This is a genomic window from Bradyrhizobium tropiciagri (genome assembly GCF_018130545.1).
Taxonomy (GTDB): Bacteria; Pseudomonadota; Alphaproteobacteria; order Rhizobiales; family Xanthobacteraceae; genus Bradyrhizobium; species Bradyrhizobium tropiciagri_A.
In genome coordinates this window covers 526,319-551,209 of sequence record NZ_JAFCKF010000006.1, presented here as the reverse complement: position 1 = coordinate 551,209, position 24,891 = coordinate 526,319, and the positions used below count along the sequence as shown (strand labels likewise).

The 24,891-nt window shown below is 64.9% G+C and carries 22 protein-coding genes; 7 read left to right on the top strand and 15 right to left on the bottom strand.

All coding sequences use genetic code 11. The annotated features are described in order from the left end of the window. Nucleotides 1–74 precede the first annotated feature (74 nt). The 3 genes from JQ616_RS27790 to JQ616_RS27780 all read left to right on the top strand — a co-directional run bounded on the left by JQ616_RS27790 (nt 75) and on the right by JQ616_RS27780 (nt 2,395). Nucleotides 75–1,289, top strand: a complete 1,215-nt coding sequence (locus JQ616_RS27790; RefSeq protein WP_212020053.1) for a divergent polysaccharide deacetylase family protein — start codon at nt 75–77, stop codon at nt 1,287–1,289. An 80-nt stretch (nt 1,290–1,369) separates the two neighbouring features. Continuing rightward, the gene (locus JQ616_RS27785) at nt 1,370–1,873 is read left to right on the top strand and encodes an RNA pyrophosphohydrolase (protein ID WP_212020051.1); all 504 of its coding nucleotides are present in this window, start codon (nt 1,370–1,372) and stop codon (nt 1,871–1,873) included. Nucleotides 1,874–1,894: 21 nt separating this feature from the next. Next, on the top strand, nt 1,895–2,395 hold the full coding sequence (locus JQ616_RS27780; protein ID WP_212020049.1) for an RNA pyrophosphohydrolase: 501 nt from the start codon (nt 1,895–1,897) through the stop codon (nt 2,393–2,395). Nucleotides 2,396–2,477: 82 nt separating this feature from the next. On the opposite strand, the gene JQ616_RS27775 is transcribed toward JQ616_RS27780, so the two are convergent. After that, nucleotides 2,478–3,155 carry a helix-turn-helix transcriptional regulator gene (locus JQ616_RS27775; protein WP_433996008.1) on the bottom strand — a complete coding sequence of 226 codons (678 nt, stop codon included), beginning with the start codon at nt 3,153–3,155 and terminating at the stop codon, nt 2,478–2,480. On the opposite strand from JQ616_RS27775, the gene JQ616_RS39905 reads away from it, so the two are divergent. Next, on the top strand, nt 3,144–3,575 hold the full coding sequence (locus JQ616_RS39905; RefSeq protein ID WP_433996007.1) for a hypothetical protein: 432 nt from the start codon (nt 3,144–3,146) through the stop codon (nt 3,573–3,575). The genes JQ616_RS27775 and JQ616_RS39905 overlap by 12 nt on opposite strands. 27 nt (nt 3,576–3,602) lie before the next feature. Here the strand turns inward: JQ616_RS39905 and JQ616_RS27770 are convergent, their stop codons facing one another. From JQ616_RS27770 to JQ616_RS27745, 6 genes are all read right to left on the bottom strand, one after another. Next, on the bottom strand, nt 3,603–5,258 hold the full coding sequence (locus JQ616_RS27770) for an adenylate/guanylate cyclase domain-containing protein (RefSeq protein WP_212020046.1): 1,656 nt from the start codon (nt 5,256–5,258) through the stop codon (nt 3,603–3,605). 205 nt (nt 5,259–5,463) lie between these two features. Beyond that, nucleotides 5,464–5,871, bottom strand: a complete 408-nt coding sequence (locus JQ616_RS27765) for a F0F1 ATP synthase subunit epsilon (RefSeq protein ID WP_212020045.1) — start codon at nt 5,869–5,871, stop codon at nt 5,464–5,466. A gap of 116 nt (nt 5,872–5,987) precedes the next feature. Beyond that, complete coding sequence (gene atpD / locus JQ616_RS27760) at nt 5,988–7,430, bottom strand: F0F1 ATP synthase subunit beta (RefSeq protein WP_212020044.1); 1,443 nt, start codon at nt 7,428–7,430, stop codon at nt 5,988–5,990. Between the two features lie 26 nt (nt 7,431–7,456). After that, nucleotides 7,457–8,335 (bottom strand): F0F1 ATP synthase subunit gamma, encoded by an 879-nt coding sequence (locus tag JQ616_RS27755; RefSeq protein ID WP_212020043.1) that lies wholly within the window; start codon nt 8,333–8,335, stop codon nt 7,457–7,459. Nucleotides 8,336–8,426: 91 nt separating this feature from the next. After that, the gene (gene atpA, locus JQ616_RS27750) at nt 8,427–9,956 is read right to left on the bottom strand and encodes a F0F1 ATP synthase subunit alpha (RefSeq protein ID WP_212020042.1); all 1,530 of its coding nucleotides are present in this window, start codon (nt 9,954–9,956) and stop codon (nt 8,427–8,429) included. Continuing rightward, nucleotides 9,956–10,516, bottom strand: coding sequence for a F0F1 ATP synthase subunit delta (locus tag JQ616_RS27745; RefSeq protein WP_212020041.1), 561 nt, complete (start codon nt 10,514–10,516; stop codon nt 9,956–9,958). Before JQ616_RS27745 ends, atpA begins: the two co-directional genes overlap by 1 nt. Before the next feature lie 630 nt (nt 10,517–11,146). On the opposite strand from JQ616_RS27745, the gene JQ616_RS27740 reads away from it, so the two are divergent. Next, nucleotides 11,147–11,638, top strand: coding sequence for a septal ring lytic transglycosylase RlpA family protein (locus tag JQ616_RS27740; RefSeq protein WP_212020040.1), 492 nt, complete (start codon nt 11,147–11,149; stop codon nt 11,636–11,638). A gap of 102 nt (nt 11,639–11,740) precedes the next feature. Here the strand turns inward: JQ616_RS27740 and JQ616_RS27735 are convergent, their stop codons facing one another. Next, entirely contained in the window at nt 11,741–13,948 is a 2,208-nt protein-coding gene (locus tag JQ616_RS27735; protein WP_212020039.1) for a primosomal protein N', read from the bottom strand. 122 nt (nt 13,949–14,070) lie between these two features. Here JQ616_RS27735 and JQ616_RS27730 point away from each other — a divergent pair, with 122 nt between their 5' ends. Beyond that, nucleotides 14,071–15,042: a tyrosine recombinase XerC gene (locus JQ616_RS27730; RefSeq protein WP_212020037.1), complete on the top strand. Its 972-nt coding sequence runs from the start codon at nt 14,071–14,073 to the stop codon at nt 15,040–15,042. Between the two features lie 148 nt (nt 15,043–15,190). After that, entirely contained in the window at nt 15,191–15,781 is a 591-nt protein-coding gene (locus tag JQ616_RS27725; protein ID WP_212020035.1) for a DUF4337 domain-containing protein, read from the top strand. A gap of 217 nt (nt 15,782–15,998) precedes the next feature. On the opposite strand, the gene JQ616_RS27720 is transcribed toward JQ616_RS27725, so the two are convergent. The 7 genes from JQ616_RS27720 to JQ616_RS27690 all read right to left on the bottom strand — a co-directional run bounded on the left by JQ616_RS27720 (nt 15,999) and on the right by JQ616_RS27690 (nt 24,889). Further along, a complete protein-coding gene (locus JQ616_RS27720; RefSeq protein WP_212020033.1) occupies nt 15,999–16,538 on the bottom strand; it encodes a hypothetical protein in 540 nt (179 codons plus the stop codon). Between the two features lie 37 nt (nt 16,539–16,575). Next, complete coding sequence (gene lpdA, locus JQ616_RS27715) at nt 16,576–17,976, bottom strand: dihydrolipoyl dehydrogenase (protein WP_212020032.1); 1,401 nt, start codon at nt 17,974–17,976, stop codon at nt 16,576–16,578. A gap of 84 nt (nt 17,977–18,060) precedes the next feature. Further along, nucleotides 18,061–18,810: an SDR family oxidoreductase gene (locus JQ616_RS27710; protein ID WP_212020030.1), complete on the bottom strand. Its 750-nt coding sequence runs from the start codon at nt 18,808–18,810 to the stop codon at nt 18,061–18,063. A gap of 72 nt (nt 18,811–18,882) precedes the next feature. Next, nucleotides 18,883–20,121 carry a 2-oxoglutarate dehydrogenase complex dihydrolipoyllysine-residue succinyltransferase gene (gene odhB / locus JQ616_RS27705; RefSeq protein WP_212020028.1) on the bottom strand — a complete coding sequence of 413 codons (1,239 nt, stop codon included), beginning with the start codon at nt 20,119–20,121 and terminating at the stop codon, nt 18,883–18,885. Between the two features lie 154 nt (nt 20,122–20,275). Further along, nucleotides 20,276–23,236, bottom strand: coding sequence for a 2-oxoglutarate dehydrogenase E1 component (locus JQ616_RS27700; RefSeq protein WP_212020026.1), 2,961 nt, complete (start codon nt 23,234–23,236; stop codon nt 20,276–20,278). Nucleotides 23,237–23,494: 258 nt separating this feature from the next. Further along, nucleotides 23,495–24,376 carry a succinate--CoA ligase subunit alpha gene (gene sucD / locus JQ616_RS27695; RefSeq protein WP_097675920.1) on the bottom strand — a complete coding sequence of 294 codons (882 nt, stop codon included), beginning with the start codon at nt 24,374–24,376 and terminating at the stop codon, nt 23,495–23,497. 36 nt (nt 24,377–24,412) lie between these two features. Further along, nucleotides 24,413–24,889, bottom strand: coding sequence for a DUF1579 family protein (locus tag JQ616_RS27690; RefSeq protein ID WP_212020024.1), 477 nt, complete (start codon nt 24,887–24,889; stop codon nt 24,413–24,415). Nucleotides 24,890–24,891 lie beyond the last annotated feature (2 nt).

The following is a 24,891-nucleotide window of genomic DNA, read 5'->3' as shown; positions in this document are numbered from 1 at the left end:
CTTTGACGGGGTGGCAGGTGCGCGGGAATGCACCGCATCGTGGTATCGTTCGCGCTGTTGATTCGGGGAGGGTCATGGCAGAAGCGGCCGACGAACTGAGCACGCCGCTTGGGCAGAAGACCGCGGGCAGGACGCGCCGTATCCGCCTGCCATTCACGGCGATGCAGGCGCTCGCCGTGCTGCTGGGCCTCGTGCTGGTCGGCTTCGTCGGCGTCGCGCTGTTCAACGACAATCCGCTCGGCGGCGAGCCGATGGCCCGTATCGCGCTCCGCAATGCCCCGCCCGCAGCCAGCGATGACAAGCACGCCCCGGCCGCCCAGCCGGCCGAGCCGGCGGTCAAATCCGCCGTCAAAGCGCCGCCCGCATCGGGCGACGCCCGGACAGTCACCATCATCGACGGCTCCAGCGGCAAGCGCCAGGACGTCGTGATCGGCGCGGGCGATCCGGCTGACAAGACGACGGAAGGCGATGTGGCCCCGGTTGCGATGGCCGGTGTCGACCCGCGCCTGCTGGAAAAGTCGCGCTACGGCATGATCCCCGTGGTCGCCGACGGCCTGAAGCCATTCACGGTCTATGCGGCCGAGGCCGACCGCGCCAAGGCGGCCCGGATGCCGGTGGTCGCCATCGTGGTCGGCGGCCTCGGCGTCGGCGCCGCCAAGACTGCCGACGCCATCATGAAGCTGCCGCCGGCCGTGACGCTGGCGTTCACGCCCTATGGCGCCGACCCCGCCAAGCTTGCAGAACGCGCCCGCGCGCAACGCCACGAGATACTGCTGCAGATCCCGATGGAGCCGTTCGACTATCCCGACAACGATCCAGGCCCGCAGACCCTGCTCACCACGCTCGGCAGCGAGCAGAACCTCGACCGGCTCTATTGGCACCTGAGCCGCCTGCAGGGCTATGCCGGGATCGCCAATTTCATGGGGGCCCGGTTCGTCGCGACCGATCCGGTGATGCAGCCGATCGTGCGCGAAGCCGCCAAGCGCGGCCTGAGCTGGTTCGACGACGGTTCCACCCCACGCAGCGTGGCCCAGACCCTCTCCGCGGGCCAGTCGCTGCCGTTCGCCAAGGCCGATTTCTCCATCGACGCGGTGCCGACGTCGGCGGAAATCGACCGTGCGCTGGTCAAGCTGGAAACCATCGCCAAGGAACGCGGCACGGCCGTGGGCGTCGCCTCGGCGCTGCCGGTCTCGATCGAGCGGCTCGGCGCCTGGCTCAAGACACTGGACTCCAAGGGCATCATGCTTGTGCCATTGACAACGGCGATGCTGAAATCAAAATCGGGCTAGAGATCAATCTGTTGGTGCTGCGTGAGACCATGCCGGGGGGCCGGGTCTGATGGCGCCGGAAACTGCGAGGTAGCGGCAGCATGGCACGTTATGAAGACCTGCCCTATCGAACCTGCGTCGGCATCATGCTGCTGAATACGGCCGGGCTGGTCTTCATCGGACGCCGCGCCGGTGGCATCGAGCATGTCGACGACGCCCATGTCTGGCAGATGCCGCAAGGCGGCGTCGATCCCGGCGAGGACACCTTTCAGGCCGCACGGCGCGAGCTCTATGAAGAGACCAGCATCAAGTCGGTGGAGAAGCTCGGCGAGGTCTCGGACTGGCTGATCTATGATATTCCGCGCACCGTCGCGGGCCGCGCCTGGAAGGGCCGCTACCGCGGCCAGCGGCAGAAATGGTTCGCGTTGCGCTTCACCGGCAATGAGAACGAGATCAACGTCGCCAACCCCGGCGGCGGCCACAAGGCCGAATTCATCACCTGGCGCTGGGAGCCGATGAAGAATCTGCCGGAGCTGATTGTGCCGTTCAAGCGGCCGGTCTATGAGCGCGTCGTGAAGGAATTCGCCGCTCTGGCGGCCAAATAGATCCACGACGCACATATCGAGATGTCATCAGATAAGCCCTATCGGCCCAATGTGGGTATTGCGCTGTTCAACGCGGCCGGGCGCGTGCTGATCGGCCACCGGATCAAGGACGACGGCCCGGAGATCGTGCTGCCCGGCCTCGAATGGCAGATGCCGCAAGGCGGCATCGACGACGGCGAGGATCCGCGCCAGGCCGTGATGCGCGAATTGTGGGAAGAGACCGGAGCGGTCAGCGCCGATTATCTCGGCGAGACCGACTGGATGACCTACGAATTCCCGGCCTATGACGGACCGGCCTCGCACCGGCTGGCGAGATTCCGCGGCCAGCGGCAGAAATGGTTTGCGCTGCGCTTCACCGGTAGCGACGCCGAGATCGATCCGTTGACGCCACGCAACGGCCAGCCTGCCGAGTTCGATCAATGGCGTTGGGAGCGGCTCGACCGCGTCGCCGATCTGGTGGTGCCGTTCCGCCGCGACGTCTATCGTGCGGTCGCGACCCGGTTTGCGGAATTCGTCGGCTGATCTGGAGCATGATCCGGAAAAGTGTGTAGCGGTTTTCCCTCGCGACAAACGCGAATGCGTTTGCGCGGAGAGCACGCTCAAATTAGAGCGCCAGGGCGGGATGACGATTCGAAGAAACGTCATCCCGGTCTGGCGGCGGACTGCGCCGCGCATCGCCCGGCGTCATTCCGTAGGTCGCGCGGAACACGCGATAGAAGGTCGCGATGCTGTCGAAGCCGCACGAGAACGCGATCTCGTCGATGCCGCGCTCTCGCGTGGCGTAGAGCAGCCGCCTCGCCTCCTTCAACCTCGTTGCCGTCAGCGTCCGCGCGAACGACAGTCCGGTCGGCTCGAACAGCGCATGCAATTGCCGCAGCGAAATGCCGAGCTCGGTGGCGACCGCAGCCGGCGTGAGCGAGGCGCGATGCAGATCGCGCAGCAGGATCTCGCGCGCGGCGTGGAGGTAGCCCGCATGCAGCGCGGCCCGGATCTCATCCTGGCGCGGCCGCACGCGTCCGCGCGCGAGCAGCGCCAGGCGCACCATATGCGTGACCTCGGCGGCGAACTGCCCGGCTTGCGCCGGATGCTGCGTCATGGCTCGGAACATGGCGCCGACAAGCCGGGTCAGCCCCGCATCACGCGCCAGCATCACCGGCGGGACGTCCTCGATCCGCGCACCAAGCACGAGCTCGTTGGTGACGGGAATCTTGAGGCTGAAGAAGTGGAAGCCATCGGTCCGGTCGGGCGTTGACGCAAACGGAAGATTGGAATGGCCGAACACCAGATCCCCGTTGCCCACCCACTGAATGCGATCGCGACCGATATTCAGGTGACCGGGGCCGCGCACCTGCCAGGCGAGTTGAAGGCTGCTGCTCGGGACGCGTGCGATATCGGACGAGGTCCGGCTGACGCGATAGGAGGACGCCGACATTTCCGCCAGCACCGCATCACCAATCGGCGTCGCAGAAAAACGTCCGCGGAAGTCGGATCGCTTGTCGCGCTCGAGCTCGATCGTGACCCCGAACAGGCTTTTGCCGCGCACGTCGCACCAATGCTCGAAGCGGTCTTGCGGGCGGAGCGCATCGGTGGAGAAAGTCAGCACTTCAAAATTATCCGTTACGTCGGGGGAGAAATCGCGATGCGGCGGATCGAACGCGTCATCGTGTTGCAGCTTGTCATTAGTCCACGATCCCTGCTGTAAGCTGCTTCACATTTTCCGGATCATGCTCTAGTTCGGGCCGACCGTGAACGGGCCGATCGCGATGACATGGCAATCGCTGTCGCGCTTGGCGCACTCACCGAGCGCAGTGTTGACCGCACCCTGCTCGTTCTCCGCTTTCAATCCCAGTCCGGGCCGTCCCTGCGTGCCGACCGCAACCGCATTCCAGCCTGCTGCGGCATCGGCGAATTTGCGCGCGACGTCGCCGCGCTCGTTCGGCGTAATGACCGAGCTGTTGGCCGGCTTGAAGAAACCGGTGACCCGCAACGTGGCCGGGATCGGCACCACGAAGACATCGTCGACCGCGACGATCGTGCACGGCACGCCCGCGACCGCGCCGCAGGCCTGCAGGTTGCGGCGTGCGGATTCTTCCAGCGAATCGATGCCCGAATTGAAGAAGTAGTGACCGCCCGGGCCGAGCGCGATGGTGCGCGTCTTGCGTCCCGGCACGAACAGGCTTTCAAGTCTTGCTCTGGCCGGTTCGCGCAGCAGCGGAACGTCCTTGGTCGCGTACGGCTTCTCAACCAGCGCATCGCGCTTGACCCACGGCAAAGGCGGCACTGGAGGCAGGCCATGGGCATACACGACGGCATTGCCGACGGCGTACAGCTCGCATTTGCGCGGTGAGCCCGCATTGTCGGCGCGCTTCTGACACAGGTCGAGCGCGGCCGTCTTCGCCGCGTCCTCGCTCGGCTGCGCCAGGCTCCAGCCGACGAAGCCGTTGATGTTGAGGGCAAGCGCCTTTGAATCGCCCGCGGGCAGATATTCGGTCGCAAGCAGATTGCGGGTGCGGTCACTGACAAAGGGGACGATGCCGGCGACGAGCTTGTCGCCCGGTGCGATCGATTGCGATGGCTCGGACACCGGCGCGGCCGATGTAGATGTCGGCGCGGGCTTGGCAGACGGCGGCGACGGTGCGACCAGCGGTGCCGGCGATGCCGATACCAGCGGCGCGGCGGCCGGCGTGGAGCTCGCCACGGCCGCCGGCTTCGACACCGACGTTTCCAGCTCGGTATAATAGAGAAATCCGCCGACGCCGATTGCGGCCAGCAGCACCAGCGTGATGGCGGCGGGCCACATCCAGGCTGGCGCGGCCGCAGACGCGGCCTTGACCGGCTTCTTGACCTGAGGCGTCGCGTAGCTGCCGTCCTCGCGCCGCATCGCCACCATGTAGGCGTGCACGGGGGTCGGGATGTTCTTCACTTCCTGCGCGCCGATGTCGGCGAATTGCACCGACAGCTTGTTGGCGACCTGCTCATGCACCGCGCGCGAGACGCAGATGCCGCCGACCTCGGCGAGGCCCTCGAGCCTTGCTGCGATATTGACACCGTCGCCAAGCAGATCGCCGTCGCGCTCGACCACGTCGCCGATCGTGATGCCGATCCGGAACGACATCTGCCGGCTCGGCGGATAGGCCATGTTGCGCGTGCGCAGGCTCTCCTGGATGTCGATCGCGCAACGCACGGCTTCGACGGCGCTGGGAAATTCCGCCAGCACCGCGTCGCCTGCTGTGTTGAAGATGCGGCCACCGCCCTTGGCAATGAAATCGTCGGTGACCTGCCGGTAGGAAGCGAGCCGCCGCAGCGTCTCTTCCTCATCCTCGGCAACCAGTCGACTATAGCCTGCAATATCGGCGGCGAAGATCGCTGCGATCTTGCGCTTCATGAGCACCAGCCCCGGAACCCAAATATGCCGGGCAGAATGCCGCCAGACGCTCGCGGGTGCAATAAACATTCAACGCCCGCCGAGGTACGGCGAGCGTTGAATCGTTCAAGGCCTGACAGGCAATGACTGGAAAACTGTGAGCGATTTCACAAGGAGAGCCGGCTCACTCGACGCAATGGCGCGATCGCAGGTCAGCAACCGCGCCTTAGTGCATAGCCGTGGTGTTGAGCTCGTTCTGGATGCTCTTGAAGTGGTCGAGCCGCTCGATCGCGTGATCGAGCTCGGAGCCCTCGTGCTCGGCGAGCTTCTCTTCCATCTCCTTGATGGTCTCGGCGAACTTCGCGCGGTCGAGCTCGGCAATCGTGGTCGCGACGTCGGCGAGCACGGTGAGGCCCTTGTCCGACACCTCGGCGAGACCGCCGAGCACGATCACCTTCTCGCGCTTGCCGGCGGTCGTGATCGTCAGGATCCCCGGGCGAACCGTGGCGACGACCGGCGCATGGCCGGCGAGCACACCGAAATCACCCTCCACGCCGGGGACGTCAACCTGATCGACCTCGCCGGAGAAGGCGAGCTTTTCGGGAGAGACGAGATCGAAGTGGAAGGTGGCCATTGTCTTTCCGTTCTTTGCGCTGTCACCCGCGGGCTCGACCCGCGGGTCCATCAGTCAAAATACTTCTGGTGCGATGGATCGCCGGATCAGATCCGGCGATGACGACATCCCAAAGCTTAGGCCGCCTCGGCGGCGAGCTTCTTGCCCTTCTCGACGGCTTCTTCGATGGTGCCGACCATGTAGAACGCCGCTTCCGGCAGATGGTCGTACTTGCCCTGGCAGAGATCGCGGAAGCCCTTCACGGTGTCGGCGAGATCGACGAACTTGCCGGGCGAGCCGGTGAAGATTTCGGCGACGTGGAACGGCTGCGACAGGAACTTCTCGACCTTGCGGGCGCGGGCGACCGTCAGCTTGTCCTCTTCCGACAGTTCGTCCATGCCGAGAATGGCGATGATGTCCTGCAGCGACTTGTAGCGCTGGAGAATCTGCTGAACCATACGCGCGGTGTTGTAGTGCTCCTCGCCGACCACCAGCGCCGACAGCATGCGCGAGGTCGAGTCGAGCGGGTCCACCGCCGGATAGATGCCCTTTTCCGAGATCGCGCGCGACAGCACCGTGGTGGCGTCCAAGTGCGCGAACGAGGTGGCGGGCGCCGGGTCGGTCAAGTCGTCGGCCGGCACGTAGATCGCCTGCACCGAAGTAATCGAACCCTTCTGGGTGGTGGTGATGCGCTCCTGCAGCGCGCCCATGTCGGTCGCGAGCGTCGGCTGATAACCCACGGCGCTCGGAATACGACCGAGCAGCGCCGACACTTCCGAACCCGCCTGGGTGAAGCGGAAGATGTTGTCGACGAAGAACAGCACGTCCTGGCCCTGGTCGCGGAAGTGCTCGGCGACGGTCAGACCGGTCAGGCCGACGCGGGCACGGGCGCCGGGCGGTTCGTTCATCTGGCCGAACACCAGCGCGCACTTCGACTTCACGCTCGGATCCGGATTGTGCGGATCGGCGTTGACCTTCGATTCGATGAACTCGTGATAGAGGTCGTTACCCTCGCGGGTACGCTCGCCGACGCCGGCGAACACGGAGTAACCGCCGTGCGCCTTCGCGACGTTGTTGATCAGCTCCTGAATCAGCACGGTCTTGCCGACGCCGGCGCCGCCGAACAGGCCGATCTTGCCGCCCTTCGCGTACGGAGCAAGCAGGTCGACGACCTTGATGCCGGTGACGAGAATTTCGGCTTCGGTGGACTGATCGGTGTAGGTCGGCGCTTCCTGGTGGATCGCGCGCACGCCTTCCGACTTGATCGGGCCGGCTTCGTCGATCGGCTCGCCGATGACGTTGATGATGCGGCCGAGCGTGCCTTCGCCGACCGGCACCCGGATCGGTTCGCCGGTGTCGGTCACTTCCTGGCCGCGCACCAGACCTTCGGTGATGTCCATCGCGATGGTACGGACGGTCGATTCACCGAGATGCTGGGCGACTTCGAGCACCAGGCGGTTGCCGCCGTTCTTGGTCTCGAGCGCGTTCAGAATCGCCGGAAGGTGGCCTTCGAACTGCACGTCGACCACGGCGCCCGTGACCTGGGTAACGCGACCGATCTGGGTGGCTGCTGTAGCCATTGACTGCTCTCCTTCGAAAATCTGTCTTAGACCGCCTCAGCGCCGGAGATGATTTCGATCAGCTCCTTCGTGATCTGGGCCTGACGGGTTCGGTTGTAAATCAGGGTTTGCTTGCGAATCATCTCGCCGGCATTACGGGTCGCGCTGTCCATCGCGCTCATCTGCGCGCCATAGAACGAGGCGTTGTTTTCCAGCAGCGCGCGGAACACCTGCACTGCGAGGTTGCGCGGCAACAGGCTGCCGAGGATTTCATCCTCTTCCGGCTCATATTCATAAGACGTCGAGGGAGCCGCGCCCGCGGCGGGCGCTGCGACCTCAAGCGGGATGATCTGCTGTGCGGTCGGAATCTGCGCGATCACCGACTGGAAGCGTGAATAGAACAGCGTGCAGACATCGAACTCGCCGGCTTCGAACCGCGCCAGCACCTTGTTGGCGATGTCCTCGGCATTGACGAAGCCGATCTGCCGCACCGAACGCAGGTCGAGATGCTCGACGATCCGCTTCTCGAACGTTCGACGCAGCTGCTCGTAGCCCTTGCGGCCGACGCAGAAGAATTTGACGTCCTTGCCCTGCGCGAGCAGCGAGTTCGCCCGCTCGCGCGCCAGGCGCACGATGGCGGAGTTGAAAGCGCCGGACAGGCCGCGCTCACCGGTGCAGACCAGCAGCAGGTGAACCTGGTCGTTGCCGGTGCCGGCGAGCAGCGCCGGTGCGCCGGGCGAGCCATTTGCCGCGGCGGCGATGTTGGAAATCACCGCATCCATCTTGGTGGCATAGGGCCGCGCCGCTTCCGCGGCGTTCTGCGCGCGGCGCAGCTTGGAGGCTGCGACCATCTGCATGGCCTTGGTGATCTTCTGCGTCGCCTTGGTCGAGGCGATGCGGACCCGCATGTCTTTTAGTGACGCCATTCTTCGTTCACCCCGGCGATCCGACCACAATGGTCAGATCGCAAGCCTCCGTTCGTCACGCCCGGCGGCGAGCCGGGCGACGCCCCATTCGTTATGCAAACGTCTTGGCGAAGCCGTCGACCGCCGCCTTCAGCTTGGCGGCACTGTCGTCGGACAGGTCGCGGCTGTCGCGGATCGCATTGAGGATGTCGACATGCTTGCCGCGCAGCAGCGACAGCAGGCCATCCTCGAACGCCTTCACCTTGTTGAGCGGAAGCGCATCGAGATAGCCGTTGGTGCCGGCCCAGATCACGCAAACCTGCTCTTCCATCTTCAGCGGCGAGAACTGCGGCTGCTTCAAGAGCTCGGTCAGGCGCGAACCGCGGTTGAGCAGGCGCTGCGTCGACGCGTCGAGGTCGGAGCCGAACTGCGCGAACGCCGCCATTTCGCGGTACTGCGCGAGCTCGCCCTTGATCTTGCCGGCGACCTTCTTGGTGGCCTTGGTCTGCGCCGACGAACCGACGCGCGACACCGACAGACCGACGTTCACCGCGGGACGGATGCCCTGGAAGAACAGGTCGGTTTCAAGGAAGATCTGACCGTCGGTGATCGAAATCACGTTGGTCGGGATGTAGGCCGACACGTCGTTGGCCTGGGTTTCGATGACCGGCAGCGCGGTCAGCGAGCCCAACCCATGGTCCTTGCCGAGCTTGGCAGCGCGCTCGAGCAGGCGGGAGTGCAGATAGAACACGTCACCCGGATAGGCTTCGCGGCCCGGCGGGCGGCGCAGCAGCAGCGACATCTGGCGGTAGGCGACGGCCTGCTTGGACAGATCGTCATAGATGATCACGGCGTGCATGCCGTTGTCGCGGAAGTATTCGCCCATCGTGCAGCCGGTGAACGGCGCGATGTACTGCATCGGAGCCGGATCGGACGCGGTTGCCGCGACGACGATCGAGTATTCCAGCGCGCCCTGCTCTTCGAGCACCTTGACGAACTGCGCAACGGTGGAGCGCTTCTGACCGACCGCGACGTAGACGCAGTACAGCTTCTGGCTCTCGTCCGGCTGGGCGTTGAGCGGCTTCTGGTTCAGGATGGTGTCGAGCGCGATCGCGGTCTTGCCGGTCTGACGGTCACCGATGATCAGCTCGCGCTGGCCGCGGCCGATCGGGATCAGCGCATCGATCGCCTTCAGGCCGGTGGCCATCGGCTCGTTCACCGACTTGCGCGGAATGATGCCGGGCGCCTTGACGTCGACGCGCTTGCGTTCGGTGGCCTGGATCGGGCCCTTGCCGTCGATCGGGTTGCCCAGCGCGTCGACGACGCGACCGAGCAGGCCCTTGCCGACCGGCGCGTCCACGATGGCGCGGGTGCGCTTGACGGTCTGGCCTTCCTTGATTTCGCGGTCGGCGCCGAAGATCACGATACCGACGTTGTCGGTTTCGAGGTTGAGCGCCATGCCGCGCGTGCCGTTCTCGAACTCGACCATCTCACCGGCCTGGACGTTGTCGAGACCGTAGACGCGGGCGATACCGTCACCGACCGACAGCACCTGGCCAACTTCGGTGACCTCGGCTTCCTGGCCGAAATTCTTGATCTGGTCCTTGAGGATCGCAGAAATTTCTGCGGCGCGGATGTCCATCAGCCTGCCTCTTTCATCGCATTCTTGATCGAATTGAGTTTGGTGCGAAGCGAACTATCCACCATGCGGCTGCCGAGCTTGACCACCAGGCCACCAATAATGGAGGGATCGACCTTCACGTTGAGCGCGACGTCCTTGCCCGTCACTGATTTCAGTGCGGTCTTCAGGGCGTCGAGATTCTTGTCACTGAGCTGCTCGGCGACGGTGACTTCCGCAGTCGCCTCGCCCTTGAACTTCGCCACCAGCGCGCGATAGGCGCGGATCACATCAGCGACGGCGAACAGCCGGCGATTGGCGGTGAGCACCTTGAGGAATTTGGCCGACGTGCCGGTGATACCGGCCTTGTCGAGCACCACGGTCAGCGCCTTCAGCTGGGCGTCCGCGGAGAACACCGGGCTGCGGACGAGGCGCTTGAGATCGGCGCTCTCGTTCAGCATCGCCTCGAATTTATCGAGGTCGGCCCGGACTTGATCGACGGATTGCTCGTCGCGCGCCAACTCGAACAGGGCCGTTGCGTAACGACCGGACACTCCCGAAACGGACGGATCTTCAGCAGCCACGAGCTCGCTCTTTTTTGCTGTCAAATTCGCAAGGGAAAAACCGTCGCCACCAAAGCAGCGCCTAGCGATCCAAGCCCTTGGAATTCAAGCGGGACTTCGATTTTCGACCGGCACAGGACATGCCGGGACCGTTAAAATCGCGGCTTTGCTAACATAGCAATCGCGCAGGTGCAACATGACGGCATCGTGAGAGCCGCCTTGTCGCATGCGGTTTTTGGCGATCGCAGCCGACGGCAAATCGGGACGAATTCCGCGCGCGAAAAATCGACGCGGCGACGCACGATTCGGATCCCGCAGATTTGTTCCATCGAATTTTGCATGGGCCTATGGCCGAGCGCGCAAGGAACCCAGACCGGCCGTCGCTTTCATTTGACGAATACTTACCGAAAACTTACCGCTAGACCGATATTCAGTATTCGCAAGTCTAATTCTGGTTAAAAATTGGTTAAAGCGCAAGATTACGGAACCTCGATCGAATACCCCAAAGCGGTAACAAGATATTTCAGCCCGAGACATTCGGGATTTACTGCCTAATTCGTGCCTCAATGCGAAACCAAACGGCCTAGGTCAACGAAGGGACGGGGGTTCCACTTGTCGCGTTAGCGGCAATACTGTCTGAGGGTCTTATCAATGCTGAATATCAAGAAGGCGGCGGGCAACGTCACCCGCTCGCGTACGGCGCTTGCGTTTGTAGCCGCAACTATCCTGGTCGGGGGCAGCGTGACCGAGGCGTCCGCGAAGTCCAGGCACCATCATCATCGCCACCACCATCATCACCAAGCCCGCGCCGAAGGCTCGTCCTGGCGCGACGCCAATGCATCGATCCAGCCGTCCGGCGGCCACACGTTCTCGGGGATGGCCTCCTTCTACGGCAATGAATCGGGCAGCCGCACCGCTTCCGGCCAGCGCTTCAACCAGAACGCCATGACCGCGGCCCACCGTTCGCTGCCGTTCGGCACCAAGCTCCGCGTCACCCATGGCGGCCGTAGCGTCGTCGTCACCATCAACGATCGTGGCCCGTTCGTGCGCGGCCGCGTGCTCGACCTCTCGACCGGCGCAGCCCGCGCCATCGGCCTGACCGGTGCCGGCGTCGGCCGCGTCACCGCTGAGGTGGTCTCCTAACGCTTTCAGTAAGCGTTGCGTTGCGTACCGGCTGCGAGGCCTGCCTCGCGCCAAAGGGCCTGCCGTCGCGAATGACGGCAGGCTTTTTCTTTGCGAGTTCGCTTACAGAAAGCTCTGCGGATCGACGTCGACCTCGAGCTTCAGATTGCCCTTGGTCTTGGGACCGGCCTCGAGCCATTCGCGCAGATATTGCGACAAATCGACATTGCGCAGCGACTTCACCAGCAGGCGGAACCGATAGCGACCCTTGATGACGGCCAGCGGCGCCTCGGCGGGACCGAGCACCTGGATCCGTTCGTCGAGCGGCGCCACCGCGGCGAGCTTGCGGGCAAAGCCTTCCGCCGTCGGGCGGTCGCCGGCGGAGATGATCAGGCTGGCCAGCCGGCCGAACGGCGGGTAGCCGGTGCGCTCGCGGATCTCGATCTCGCTGGCGTAGAATGCCTCGCGGTCATTGGCGATCAGCGCCTTGATGACCGGATGCTCCGGCTGGTGGGTCTGCAGATAGCCGACGCCGCGGCCCTGCTCGCGGCCTGCGCGGCCGACCACCTGATTCAAGAGCTGGAACGTGCGCTCGGCGGCGCGCGGATCGCCATTGCTCAGGCCGAGATCGGCATCGATGACGCCGACCAGATTGAGCCGCGGGAAGTTATGTCCCTTCGCCACCAGCTGGGTACCGATGATGATGTCGACGCGGCCCTCGGCGATCTCGTTGAGCTCGCTGCGCATGGTCTCGATCGAGGTGATCAGGTCGCTCGACAGCACCATGGTGCGGGCTTCGGGAAAGATGCTCGCGGCCTCCTCCTGCAGGCGCTCGACGCCGGGGCCGACCGCGACCAGCGATTCCTCGGCCGCGCAATGCGGGCAGATGTTCGGGCGCGGCATCGAGAAGCCGCAGTGATGGCAGACCAGCCGCTGGCGAAACCGATGATCGACCAGCCACGCGTCGCAGATCGTGCAGGCGAAGCGGTGACCGCAGCCGCGACACAGCGTCAGCGGTGCATAGCCGCGGCGGTTGAGGAACAATAGCGCCTGCTCGCGGCGACCGATCGCATGGCGAATCTGCTCGGCCAGAACCGGCGAGATGAAGCGGCCGCGCGGCGGCGGCGCGCGCCGCATGTCGATCGCCTCGATATGCGGCATGTGCTGGCCGCCGAACCGCGACGGCAGCGCCACGCGCTGGTAGCGCCCCTTGCGCGCATTGACCTCGCTCTCGACCGACGGCGTGGCCGACGCCAGCACGATCGGGATCTTTGCAATATGGGCGCGGACCACCGCCATGTCGCGGGCGTGATAATGGGCGCCGTCATCCTGCTTGTAGGCCTGGTCGTGCTCCTCATCGACGATGATGAGGCCGAGATCGGCATAGGGCAGGAACAGCGCCGAGCGGGCGCCGACCACGACTGGCGCCTTGCCTTCGGAGATCGCCGCCCAGTTGCGCGCGCGGGTGCGCGGCGTCAGCTCCGAATGCCATTCCAGCGGCCGCACGCCGAAGCGCTGTGCAAAGCGGTCGAGGAACTGCCCGGTCAGCGCGATCTCCGGCATCAGAATCAGGGTCTGCTTGCCGCGGCGGATGTTCTCGGCGATCGCCTCGAAATAGACCTCGGTCTTGCCCGAGCCGGTAACGCCGTCGAGCAGCGCGACATGAAAGCTGCCGCTCGCCGCCAGCGTCCGCAGCACGTCGACCGCGCTGCGTTGCTCGCGCGAGAAATCCGGCTGCGCATAAGCGGGATCCGGAACCGGCGGCGCGGCCGGCGGCGGCATCGCCTCGACCGTCAGCGTGCCCTCATCGACCAGGCCGTCGATCACGCCCGAACTGACGCCGGCTTCCCTTGCCGCGTCCGACTTGCCGTGCAGCAATCGGTCCGACAGCACATCGATCACCCGCCGCCGTGCGGGCGTCAGGCGCCGCGGCGGCTCGCCGACCAGACGGACGCCGAGACGGGCGCGCTCGGGGCCGAGATTCTCGCCCATCCGCAGCGTCATCCGCAGCACCATGCCGCGCGCCGACAGTGTGTAGGTGGAAACCCAGTCGACGAGCTGGCGCAGCTCCGCCCTCAGCGGCGGAACATCGAGCTTCTCGCTGACGTCCTTGAGCCGGTTGTGCAGCCGCGGATCGGGCCTGGCATTCTCGGCCCACACCACCGCTATGACCTCGCGCGGTCCGAGCGGAACAGAGATCACGTCGCCGGGCGCAAGCTCCATGCCGCGCGGCACGCGGTAGGAATAGGTCTGGTTCAGCGCGACAGGCACCAGCACGTCGACGACACCTGTCGATGCGGAGGCTGGGCTGGGGCGCGTCGTGTGATCCATTGAATCAGAGCTTTTGAATCCGAACTTTGCTTCGGGCTAGCACCGCCTCGCGGTCTTAGCGATCGGTAAACGAAGGCAGTGCGATATAATCAGGAGATTCGTAGCGCCAATAGCCCTTACAGATGGCCCGGACCGATCAACCCGCCCCACCGCTTGAGCTCGACTGCGCCGACACATCGGTCACGCAGGAGATGACGCGCTGGCTGTCGCATCTGCGCGCCGAGCGGCGGCTGTCGCCGAAGACGCTCGAGGCCTATGCCCGCGACGTGCGGCAATGCCTGGCCTTCCTCGCCGAGCACTGGGGCGCGCGCGTGACGCTTGCGACATTTTCCGCGCTCGAGGCGAGCGATGTCCGCGCCTTCATGGCGATGCGCCGCGCGGACGAGATCGGCGGCCGATCGCTGATGCGGGCGCTGGCCGGCCTGCGCTCGTTCGGGCGCTTCCTGGAGCGCGAGGGCAAGGGCAAGGTCGGGGCACTCTCGGCGATCCGCGCACCGAAGGTGGCGAAGAGCCTGCCGAAACCGATCCACATGGAAGCCGCGAAGCGCTTTGCCGACGCCGACGAGCGCGCCGGCGAGGAGCGCGAGACCTGGATCCTGATGCGCGACGCCGCCGTGATGGCGCTGCTCTATGGTTCGGGCCTGCGCATCTCCGAGGCGTTGGGGCTGAAGCGCCGCGACGTACCGAAGCCGGGCGAAGGCGACGTGCTGGTCGTGACCGGCAAAGGCAACAAGACCCGCATGGTGCCGGTGCTGCACAACGTGCTGCAGCTCATCGCGGACTACGCCGCGATCTGCCCGCACCAGCTCAGCCCGACCGGGCCGATGTTCGTCGGTGCGCGCGGCGGTCCGCTCAGTCCACGCATCATCCAGCTCACCATGGAGCGGCTGCGCGGAGCGCTCGGCCTGCCCGACAGCGCAACGCCGCATGCGCTCCGGCATTCCTTCGCCACCCATCTGCTGAGCCGCGGCGGCGATTTGCGCGCGATCCAGGAATTGCTCGGCCACGCGTCGCTGTCGACCACGCAGATCTACACCGGCATCGACAGCGAGCGCCTGCTCGAAGTCTATCGCTCCGCGCACCCGCGGGGCTGAGCGCTTCGCTGTCAGCTCAACGTCAGGCGCAGGCGTCGCTTGCCGATCCGCCGTTCATCTTCATTCATACGGCTGCCACAAACCGCTCGGCACTTGCCTTGTGCGCCGCATTCGGCAATCGTGGCGCGGTCTCATCCGGAGGGGAATCATGAGCGCACATGAAAGTATGGAGCACGCGGAGCATGCCGAGCATGCGTCGACCGAGAACAGGAAGATCGCGCTCCTGATCGCCGTGATCGCGCTGTGCCTGGCGCTGTCGGAAACGCTCGGCAAGGGTGCCCAAACCGAATCGATCAGCAAGAATGTCGAGGCGTCAAACCTCTGGGCCTTCTTCCAGGCCAAGAGCATCCGCCGCACCGCGGTGCAGACCGCCGCCGAGCAAGGCAAACTGAACCTCGCCACCACCACCGACGAGGCAGCCAAGGCCGCGCTGCAGAAGCAGATCGACGACTGGCAGAAGACCGCGGCGCGCTACCGCTCGGAGCCGGAGACCGGCGAGGGTTCGGAGCAACTCTCCGAGCGCGCCAAGCACGCCGAGCATGAGCGCGACGAAGCGACCGCGAAATATCATCACTTCGAGCTTGCCTCCGCCGCCTTCCAGATCGCCATCGTGCTGGCATCCGCGACCATCATCACCGGCATCGCCGCGCTGGCCTGGATATCCGGTTTGGTGACGCTTGCCGGCATCCTGATGACCGTGCTCGGCCTGTTACAGCCGCATCTGCTGCCTTTGCATTGAAACGGCGGGACCCCGCATCTTGACCCTGGCAGGCTGACGAAATTGGCTTGCTCAGTGTCATCACCCGCGCATGCGGGTGATCCACTATTCCAGAGGCGGTCGTGCTTGAGCCGATAGGCCGCGGCGTACTGGGTCGCCCGGTCAAGCCGGGCGACGACAACAGTGGATGAGGACAAAGCTTCGCATCCTCTTAGGATGCCGGAAGCGACAGTGCTGCCTAGAGAACCTTGCTGGTCTGGTGCACGCTTTTGCGGAAGCGTGCGATCAGGCGCAGCGTGCGCGCGGTCCAACCCTCGCCGTCGCCAGTGATCATCTCGCGAATGCGCCGCTTGACGGGCTCGACCACCGCGGTGGCCTTGGCCCGCAGCGACATCACGAAATTATAGAGCGCCTCGAACCAGGGCATCTCCAGCAGTTTCGATCGCGTCACGTCGAACAGGAAGGCCGTAACGCCGACACCGAGGAATTTTGCGAACAGGATCAGCGAAACCGCGCTGAACCAGTATTGGTTCGCGAGCAGCCAGAGCCCGATCAGCTTGAGCGGAAACAACGGGATCAGCGGCACGACGAAGACGATCAGCGTCATCGCCGGCGACAGCGAGTCGACCCGGTCGGCGAGCCATTGCTTGAGCGCGCGGAGCGGAATCCACGCCACCACCCGGGCCACGATCGGCTCGAGGTGATCCCATAGCCAGGCTTCGATCAGGAAGATGATCGCAAGCAGGACCCAGATCGGCTGAAGCAGGCGGCGCAACATCGCTTTGATCTCACCCCGGCTCGCGCCGGACGCTCGATCACATATGGATGGCGCGCTTGCCCACCGCAAGCGCGGCTTCCTTGATGGCCTCGGAGCGGGTCGGATGGGCGTGACAGGTGCGCGCCAGATCCTCGGCCGAACCACCGAATTCCATCAGAACGCAGGCTTCATGGATCATTTCGCCGGCCTCGATGCCGACAATGTGCACGCCGAGCACCCGATCGGTCTTCGCATCTGCGAGAACCTTCACGAAGCCATCGGTGGTCTGGTTGACCTTGGAGCGGCCGTTCGCGGTGAACGGGAATTTGCCGACGGTATAGGCGACACCGGCCTGCTTGAGGTCTTCCTCGGTCTTGCCGACCGACGACACTTCCGGCGTGGTATACACAACACCTGGAATGACGTCGTAGTTCACGTGGCCGGCCTGGCCCGCAATGATCTCGGCGCAGGCAACGCCCTCGTCTTCCGCCTTGTGCGCGAGCATCGGCCCGGCGACGACGTCGCCGATCGCGTAGATGCCCTTCACGTTGGTCGAGAAGTGCGAATCGATCTCGACGCGGCCGCGATTGTCGAGCGCAACGCCGGCTTCCTTCAGCCCAAGACCCTCGGTGTACGGCACGCGACCGATGCAGACCAGCACGACGTCGGCTTCGATGGTCTCCGCGGCGCCGCCGGCGGCCGGCTCGACCTTGGCCTGCAGCGTCTTGCCCGAAGTATCGACCGAAGTGACCTTGGCGCCGAGCTTGAAAGCAAAACCCTGCTTTTCGAGGATGCGCTGGAATTGCTTCGCCACTTCGCCGTCCATGCCGGGCAGGATGCGGTCGAGGAATTCCACCACGGTGATCTTGGCACCGAGACGATGCCAGACCGAGCCGAGCTCGAGCCCGATCACGCCGGCGCCGACGATCAAGAGGCTGCCGGGCACCTTCTCGAGCGACAGCGCGCCGGTCGACGACACGATGCGCTTCTCGTCGATGTCGATGCCCTTCAGCCGCGCGATGTCGGAGCCGGTGGCGATCACGATGTTCTTGGTCTCGACGGTCTCGGACTTGCCGTCGCCGGAGACTTCGACCTTACCGGCACCGAGGATCTTGCCGGTGCCCTTGAGCACGTCGATTTTGTTCTTCTTCATCAGGAACTCGACGCCCTTGACGTTGCCGTCGATGCCCTGCTGCTTGAAGTTCATCATTGCCGGCAGATCGAGCTTCGGCGCCGGGACGCTGACGCCCATCTTGGCAAAGGAGTGCCCGGCTTCCTCGAACATCTCGGAGGCGTGCAGCAGCGCCTTCGACGGCATGCAGCCGACATTGAGGCAGGTGCCGCCCAGCGTCGCGTTCTTCTCGACGACAGCGACCTTCATGCCGAGCTGTGCCGCGCGGATCGCGCAGACATAACCGCCGGGTCCAGTGCCGATGACGACGAGATCGTAAGAAGCCATGATGGAAGGTCCTGTAGCTAAGTTCTGTGACAATTACGCGGGCGCGATCTTGTTGGCAGACCGGCGCCCGCTCTTGAATGTGGCCTAGCGACCGCCCGACACGTCGAGGATCGCGCTGGTGACATAGGACGCCTCGTCCGAGATCAGCCAGACGATGGCGTTGGCGATTTCATCCGCGGTGCCGACGCGCTTCATCGGCACCATATGGGCCAGCCGATGGGCTCGATCGGGCTCGCCGCCCGCGGCGTGGATGTCGGTGTCGATCAACCCGGGCCGGATGCCGGCAACGCGGATGCCTTCATTGGCGACCTCGTAGCCGAGGCCGACCGTGAAGGAATCGATCGCGCCCTTGGAGGCGGCATAGTCGACATAGGTGTTGGGCGCGCCGAGCTTTGCGGCGACCGAGGACAGGTTGACGATGACGCCGCCCTTGCCGCCGTGTTTGGTCGACATCCGCTTCACCGCCTCGCGCGCGCACAGGATGCTGCCGGTGACGTTGACCGCCATCATCTGCTGGATGCGCTCCGCCGACATCTCGTCGACGCGCACGCCGCTCTTGCCGACGATGCCGGCATTGTTGACCAGCGCGCCGAGCGTGCCGAAACCATCGGCCGCCTTGAACAGCGCCAGGATATCCTGCTCGCTGCCGACGTCGCACTTCACCGCGATCGCCTTGCCGTTCTTCGCTTCGATCGCGGCGACGACCTCGTTGGCCGCAGCCTGGTTGGTGGCGTAACCGACCACGACGCGGTAGCCGCGCGCGGCGGCGGCGAGCGCGGCAGCGCGGCCGATGCCGCGGCTGCCGCCGGTGATGACAACAACCTTATCCGTCACATTGATCCCCAAGCGTGAACATCCAATAGATCGCGACGCCCGAGCCGATCGGGCGTCACGCGCGATTCGACCTTAGAGGTCCAGCACCAGGCGGGCCGGATCCTCGAGGCTCTCCTTGACGCGCACCAGGAAGGTGACCGCTTCCTTGCCGTCGATCACACGGTGATCGTAGGACAGCGCCAGATACATCATCGGCCGCACCTCGATCTTGCCACCGACCACCATCGGCCGCTCCTGGATCTTGTGCATGCCGAGGATGCCGGACTGCGGCGCGTTGAGGATCGGCGTCGACATCAGCGAGCCGTAGATGCCGCCATTGGTGATGGTGAAGGTGCCGCCCTGCATCTCGTCGATCTTGAGCTGGCCGTCGCGGGCGCGGCGGCCGAAATCGGCGATTCCCTTCTCGATCTCGGCGATCGACTTGTGATCGCAGTCGCGCACCACGGGCACCACCAGGCCGCGGTCGGTGCCGACCGCAACGCCGATGTGATAGTAGTTCTTGTAGATCAGGTCGGAGCCGTCGATCTCGGCGTTGACGGCCGGAATGTCCTTCAGCCCCTGCACGACCGCCTTGGTGAAGAAGCCCATGAAGCCGAGCTTCGAGCCGTGCTTCTTCTCGAACGTGTCCTTGTAGAGCGCGCGCAGCTTCATCACCTCGGTCATGTCGACCTCGTTGAAGGTGGTCAGCATCGCGGCGGTGTTCTGAACGTCCTTGAGGCGGCGCGCGATGGTCTGGCGCAGCCGGGTCATCTTCACGCGCTCCTCGCGCGCGGCGTCGTCGGCCGGCGACGGCGCACGGACCTGCACGGCTGCGGCGGGCTGGTTGACCGGGGTCGGCGCCGAGGCAGCCTTCTCGATCGCGGCGAGCATGTCACCCTTGGTGACGCGGCCGTCCTTGCCGGAGCCCGGAACGGTGGAGGCGTCGACGCCGCTTTCGGCCGACAGCTTGCGCACCGACGGCGCCAGCGGCGCGTCTGCCGGCGGCACCTTGGGCGCGGCAGGCGCCGCAGCGGGCGCCGGCGCGGCGGCCTTGGCCGGAGCGGCGGCCGCGGCAGCAGCCGGCTTGGCTGCAACAGCGCCGTCATTGATCTGGCCGAGCAGCGCGCCGACGGCGACGGTTTCGCCATCCTTGGCGATGATCTCGCCGAGCGTGCCGGCGACCGGCGCGGGCACCTCGATGGTGACCTTGTCGGTCTCCAGCTCCACCAACGGCTCGTCCACCGCGACGGCCTCACCGGCCTTCTTGAACCAGCGGCCGATGGTGGCCTCGGTCACGGATTCGCCGAGCGTTGGAACGCGAATTTCAGTCATGGTCTTTTCCTCGATAACCTTGCGGTCGAAAAATTATCCGGCCACCACCCGCCAAAGCGGACGACCCGGTATTCCGTGACGACAGCCATTTCGCTGAGTGACGCGGGATACCGGATGCCCCGCACAAGGCGGGGCATGGCTTCAGTGAAGATCGTTAGTTCAGTGCGTCGTCGAGCAGCGCCTTGAGCTGCGCGAGATGTTTCGACATCAGACCGGTGGCGGTCGCCGCCGATGCCGGACGGCCGGCGTAGCGCGGACGCTTGTTGGCTGCGTTGACCTGGTTCAGCACCCATTCCAGATAGGGCTCGATGAAGTGCCAGGAGCCCATGTTGCGGGGCTCTTCCTGGCACCAGACCATCTCCGCATTCTTGAAGCGGCCGAACTCCTGCACCAGCGCCTTCAGCGGCACCGGGTAGAGCTGCTCGATGCGCATCAGATAGATGTCGTCGATGCCGCGCTTCTCGCGCTCCTCGTACAGGTCGTAATAGACCTTGCCGGAGCACAGCACGACACGACGGATCTTGTCGTCTGGCACCAGCTTGATCTTCTCGTCCGGCAGCATCTGCGCGTCATCGTACAGGATGCGGTGGAACGTGGCGTTCTTGCCGAGCTCGTCGAGCCGCGACACCGCGCGCTTGTGGCGCAGCAGCGACTTCGGCGTCATCAGGATCAGCGGCTTGCGGATTTCGCGATGCAGCTGGCGCCGCAGCACGTGGAAGTAGTTCGCCGGGGTGGTCGGATTGACCACCTGCATGTTGTCTTCGGCGCACATCTGCAGATAACGCTCGAGGCGCGCGGAGGAATGCTCCGGTCCCTGCCCTTCATAGCCGTGCGGCAGCAGGCAGACGAGGCCCGACATGCGCAGCCATTTGCGTTCGCCCGAGGAGATGAACTGGTCGAACACCACCTGCGCGCCGTTGGCGAAGTCGCCGAACTGCGCTTCCCAGAGCGCCAGCGCGTTCGGCTCGGCCAGCGAGTAGCCGTATTCGAAGCCGAGCACGGCCTCTTCCGACAGCAGCGAGTTGATGACTTCGTAATGGCCGGTGTCTTCACCACCGAGATGGTTGAACGGCGTGTAGCGGCTCTCGTCCTCCTGGTCGATCAGCACCGAATGGCGCTGCGAGAAGGTGCCGCGCTCGGAGTCCTGGCCGGACAGCCGGACATGATGGCCTTCCTGCAGCAGGGTGCAGAACGCCAGCGCCTCGCCGGTCGCCCAGTCGATGCCGATCCCGCTGTCGATCGCCTTGGCGCGGTTGTCGAGGAAGCGCTGGATGGTGCGGTGGGCGCGGAAGCCGTCCGGCACCTTGGTGATCTTGCGGCCGATGTCCTTGAGCACGGCAACATCGACACCGGTGACGCCGCGACGGGCATCTTCTTCCTGATCGGCGGACTTGAACCCGGCCCATTTGCCATCGAGCCAGTCGGCCTTGTTCGGCTTGTAGCCGGAGCCGGCTTCGAGCTCGGCATCGAGCCGCGCGCGCCAGTCAGCCTTCGCCTTCTCGACCTCACCGTCGGTCAACACGCCGTCAGCGACCAGCCGCTTGGCATAGATCTCCAGCGTGGTCGGGTGCGCGGCGATCTTCTTGTACATCACCGGCTGGGTGAACGCCGGCTCGTCGCCCTCGTTGTGGCCGTGGCGGCGGTAGCAGAACATGTCGATGACGACCGGCTTGTGGAATTTCTGCCGGAACTCGATCGCGACCTTGGCCGCGAACACCACGGCCTCCGGATCGTCGCCATTCACGTGGAAGATCGGGGCATCGATCATCTTCGCGACGTCGGACGGATAGGGCGACGAGCGCGAGTAGCGCGGATAGGTGGTGAAGCCGATCTGGTTGTTGACGATGAAGTGCAGCGAACCGCCGGTGCGATAACCCTTCAGATCGGACAGGCTGAAGCACTCCGCCACCACGCCCTGGCCCGCGAACGCCGCGTCGCCATGCATCAGGAGCGGCAGCACCGAGATGCGCATGTCCGGCGGATCGCCGTGCTGATCCTGCTTGGCGCGCACCTTGCCCATCACGACGGGATCGACGATCTCGAGATGCGACGGGTTTGCGGTCAGCGACAGATGGATGTTGTTGCCGTCGAACTCGCGGTCCGAGGAGGCGCCGAGGTGATACTTGACGTCGCCTGAGCCTTCGACCGAGTCCGGATTGGCCGAACCGCCCTTGAATTCATGGAACAGCGCGCGGTGCGGCTTGCCCATCACCTGGGTCAGCACGTTGAGGCGGCCGCGATGCGGCATGCCGACCACGATCTCCTTCACGCCGAGATTGCCGCCGCGCTTGATGATCTGCTCCAGCGCCGGGATCAGCGATTCGCCGCCGTCGAGGCCGAAGCGCTTGGTGCCGGTGAACTTGGTGTCGCAGAACTTCTCGAAGCCGTCGGCCTCGATCAGCTTGTTGAGGATCGCGCGGCGTCCCTCGGGCGTGAAGCTGATCTCCTTGTCCGGCCCTTCGATGCGCTCCTGGATCCACGCCTTCTGCGCGGCGTTGGAGATGTGCATGAATTCGACGCCGAGCGTCTGGCAGTAAGTGCGTTCGCAGATCTGCACGATCTCGCGCAGCGTGCCGTATTCGAGGCCGAGCACGTGATCGAGGAAGATCTTGCGGTCGAAGTCGGCCTCGGTGAAGCCGTACGAGCGCGGATCGAGCTCTTCCCGATCGCGCGGCGCCTCGATGCCGAGCGGATCGAGCTTGGCGTGGAAATGGCCGCGCATGCGATAGGCGCGGATCAGCATCAGCGCGCGAACCGAATCGCGGGTGGCCTGATGCACGTCGGCGTCGGACAGCTCAGCGCCCTTGGCCTGCGCCTTGGCGGCGAGCTTGGTGCCGACCGCCTTCTCGACCTGGGCCCAGTTGCCGTCGAGTGCCGAGGTCAGCTCATCGCGCGGCGTCACCGGCCAGTTGGCGCGGCCCCACGAGGCGCCCTCGGCGTTCTTCTGCACGTCGGCCGGGGCGTCCTTCAGGCTCTTGAAGAAATCCTGCCACTCGGCGTCGACCGAGGATGGGTCCTGCTCGTAGCGGGCGTAGAGGTCGTCGATATAGGCGGCGTTGGTGCCCTGCAGGAATGAGGAGAGTGCAAAAGCGGCGTTCGCGTCTTGGCGAGACATGGGGCAGTCCTGGTGATTTTTTCGGTTCGCGCGTAGGAGACGGCGCTGATGCCGGTCTGGAAGTGCGCCGGCTGGATAGATACCCTTTACCCTATCTAGGCCAGATATTCCCGCCTAAAAGAACTAAGAAATGAACTTATTTTCATATTTTATTAATCGGCGTTCTGACGGCAAAACGCAATAAAAAGGCGGGTTCCCACAAGGAGAACCCGCCCAAAATACGCCAAACCCTCGAAAGGGAACTTCGCCCGCTGGCGCTTACTTCAGCATCTCGGCAAGCGTGTGCCCGAGCCGTGCCGGCGACGGGGACACCTTGATGCCGGCGGCTTCCATCGCTGCGGTCTTGGAACCGGCGTCGCCCTTGCCGCCCGAGATGATCGCGCCGGCATGGCCCATGCGGCGGCCGGGAGGTGCGGTGACACCGGCGATGAAGCCGACCATCGGCTTCTTGCGGCCGCGCTTGGCCTCGTCCTTGAGGAACTGGGCGGCGTCCTCCTCGGCGGAACCGCCGATCTCGCCGATCATGACGATGGATTTGGTCTTCTCGTCCGCCAGGAACATCTCGAGCACATCGATGAATTCGGTGCCCTTGACCGGGTCGCCGCCGATGCCGACCGCGGTGGTCTGGCCGAGGCCTTCCTGGGTGGTCTGGAACACCGCCTCATAGGTCAACGTGCCGGAGCGGGAGACGATGCCAACCGAGCCGGGCTTGAAGATGTTGGCCGGCATGATGCCGATCTTGCACTCGCCGGCGGTCATCACGCCGGGGCAGTTCGGCCCGATCAGCCGCGACTTCGAGCCCGACAGCGAGCGCTTCACGCGCACCATGTCGAGCACCGGGATGCCTTCGGTGATGCAGACGATCAGCGGGATCTCCGCGTCGATCGCCTCGCAGATCGCGTCCGCCGCGCCCGGCGGCGGGACGTAGACCACGCTGGCGTCCGCGCCGGTCTTGGCGCGCGCTTCGGCAACGGTGTCAAACACCGGCAAATTGAGATGCGTCTGGCCACCTTTACCCGGCGCCACGCCGCCGACCATCTTGGTGCCGTAAGCGATCGCCGCTTCCGAATGGAACGTGCCGTTCTTGCCGGTGAAGCCCTGGCAGATGACCTTGGTGTTCTTGTCGATCAGAATGGACATGGTTCGAGATGCTTTCGCGAGACAGCGGTGAAGGGTTTAGTGGATACGCCGGTACACGCCGGTGAGCACATCGGCCCACCCTTCCGCGTCAGGCGAGAACTGGATCTTCATGTTGTAGGTGTTGTCGTCGACGACCTCGTAGACGTGACGGGCATTGCCGCGCAGCGAGCCGCGCACCAGGATCAGCGACTTGCCCGCCCAGCCGCCGGACGCCGGCGACGGCGGGTAGTAGCCTAGCGAATCGTGCCAGAACAAGCGGTAGGCGCGATCCTCGCGGTCGTAGGTGAAGACGCCGTGGGTGGCGAAGCTTTCCTTGCCGTCGCGAGTCTGCACGCTGTCCTGGATCAGATAGAAGCCGTTGAGCGCGATGCGCGCAACGACATGCGAGGTGGCCGGACCGCCAGCGGTCCAGCGCGACGGATAGACCATCTCTTCGCCGTTCCACTCGCCGGCGAAGACCGCGAGCTTGCGGTGTTCGTCCAGCGGTGTCGGGGCGTCGAGATGATCGGCCATCG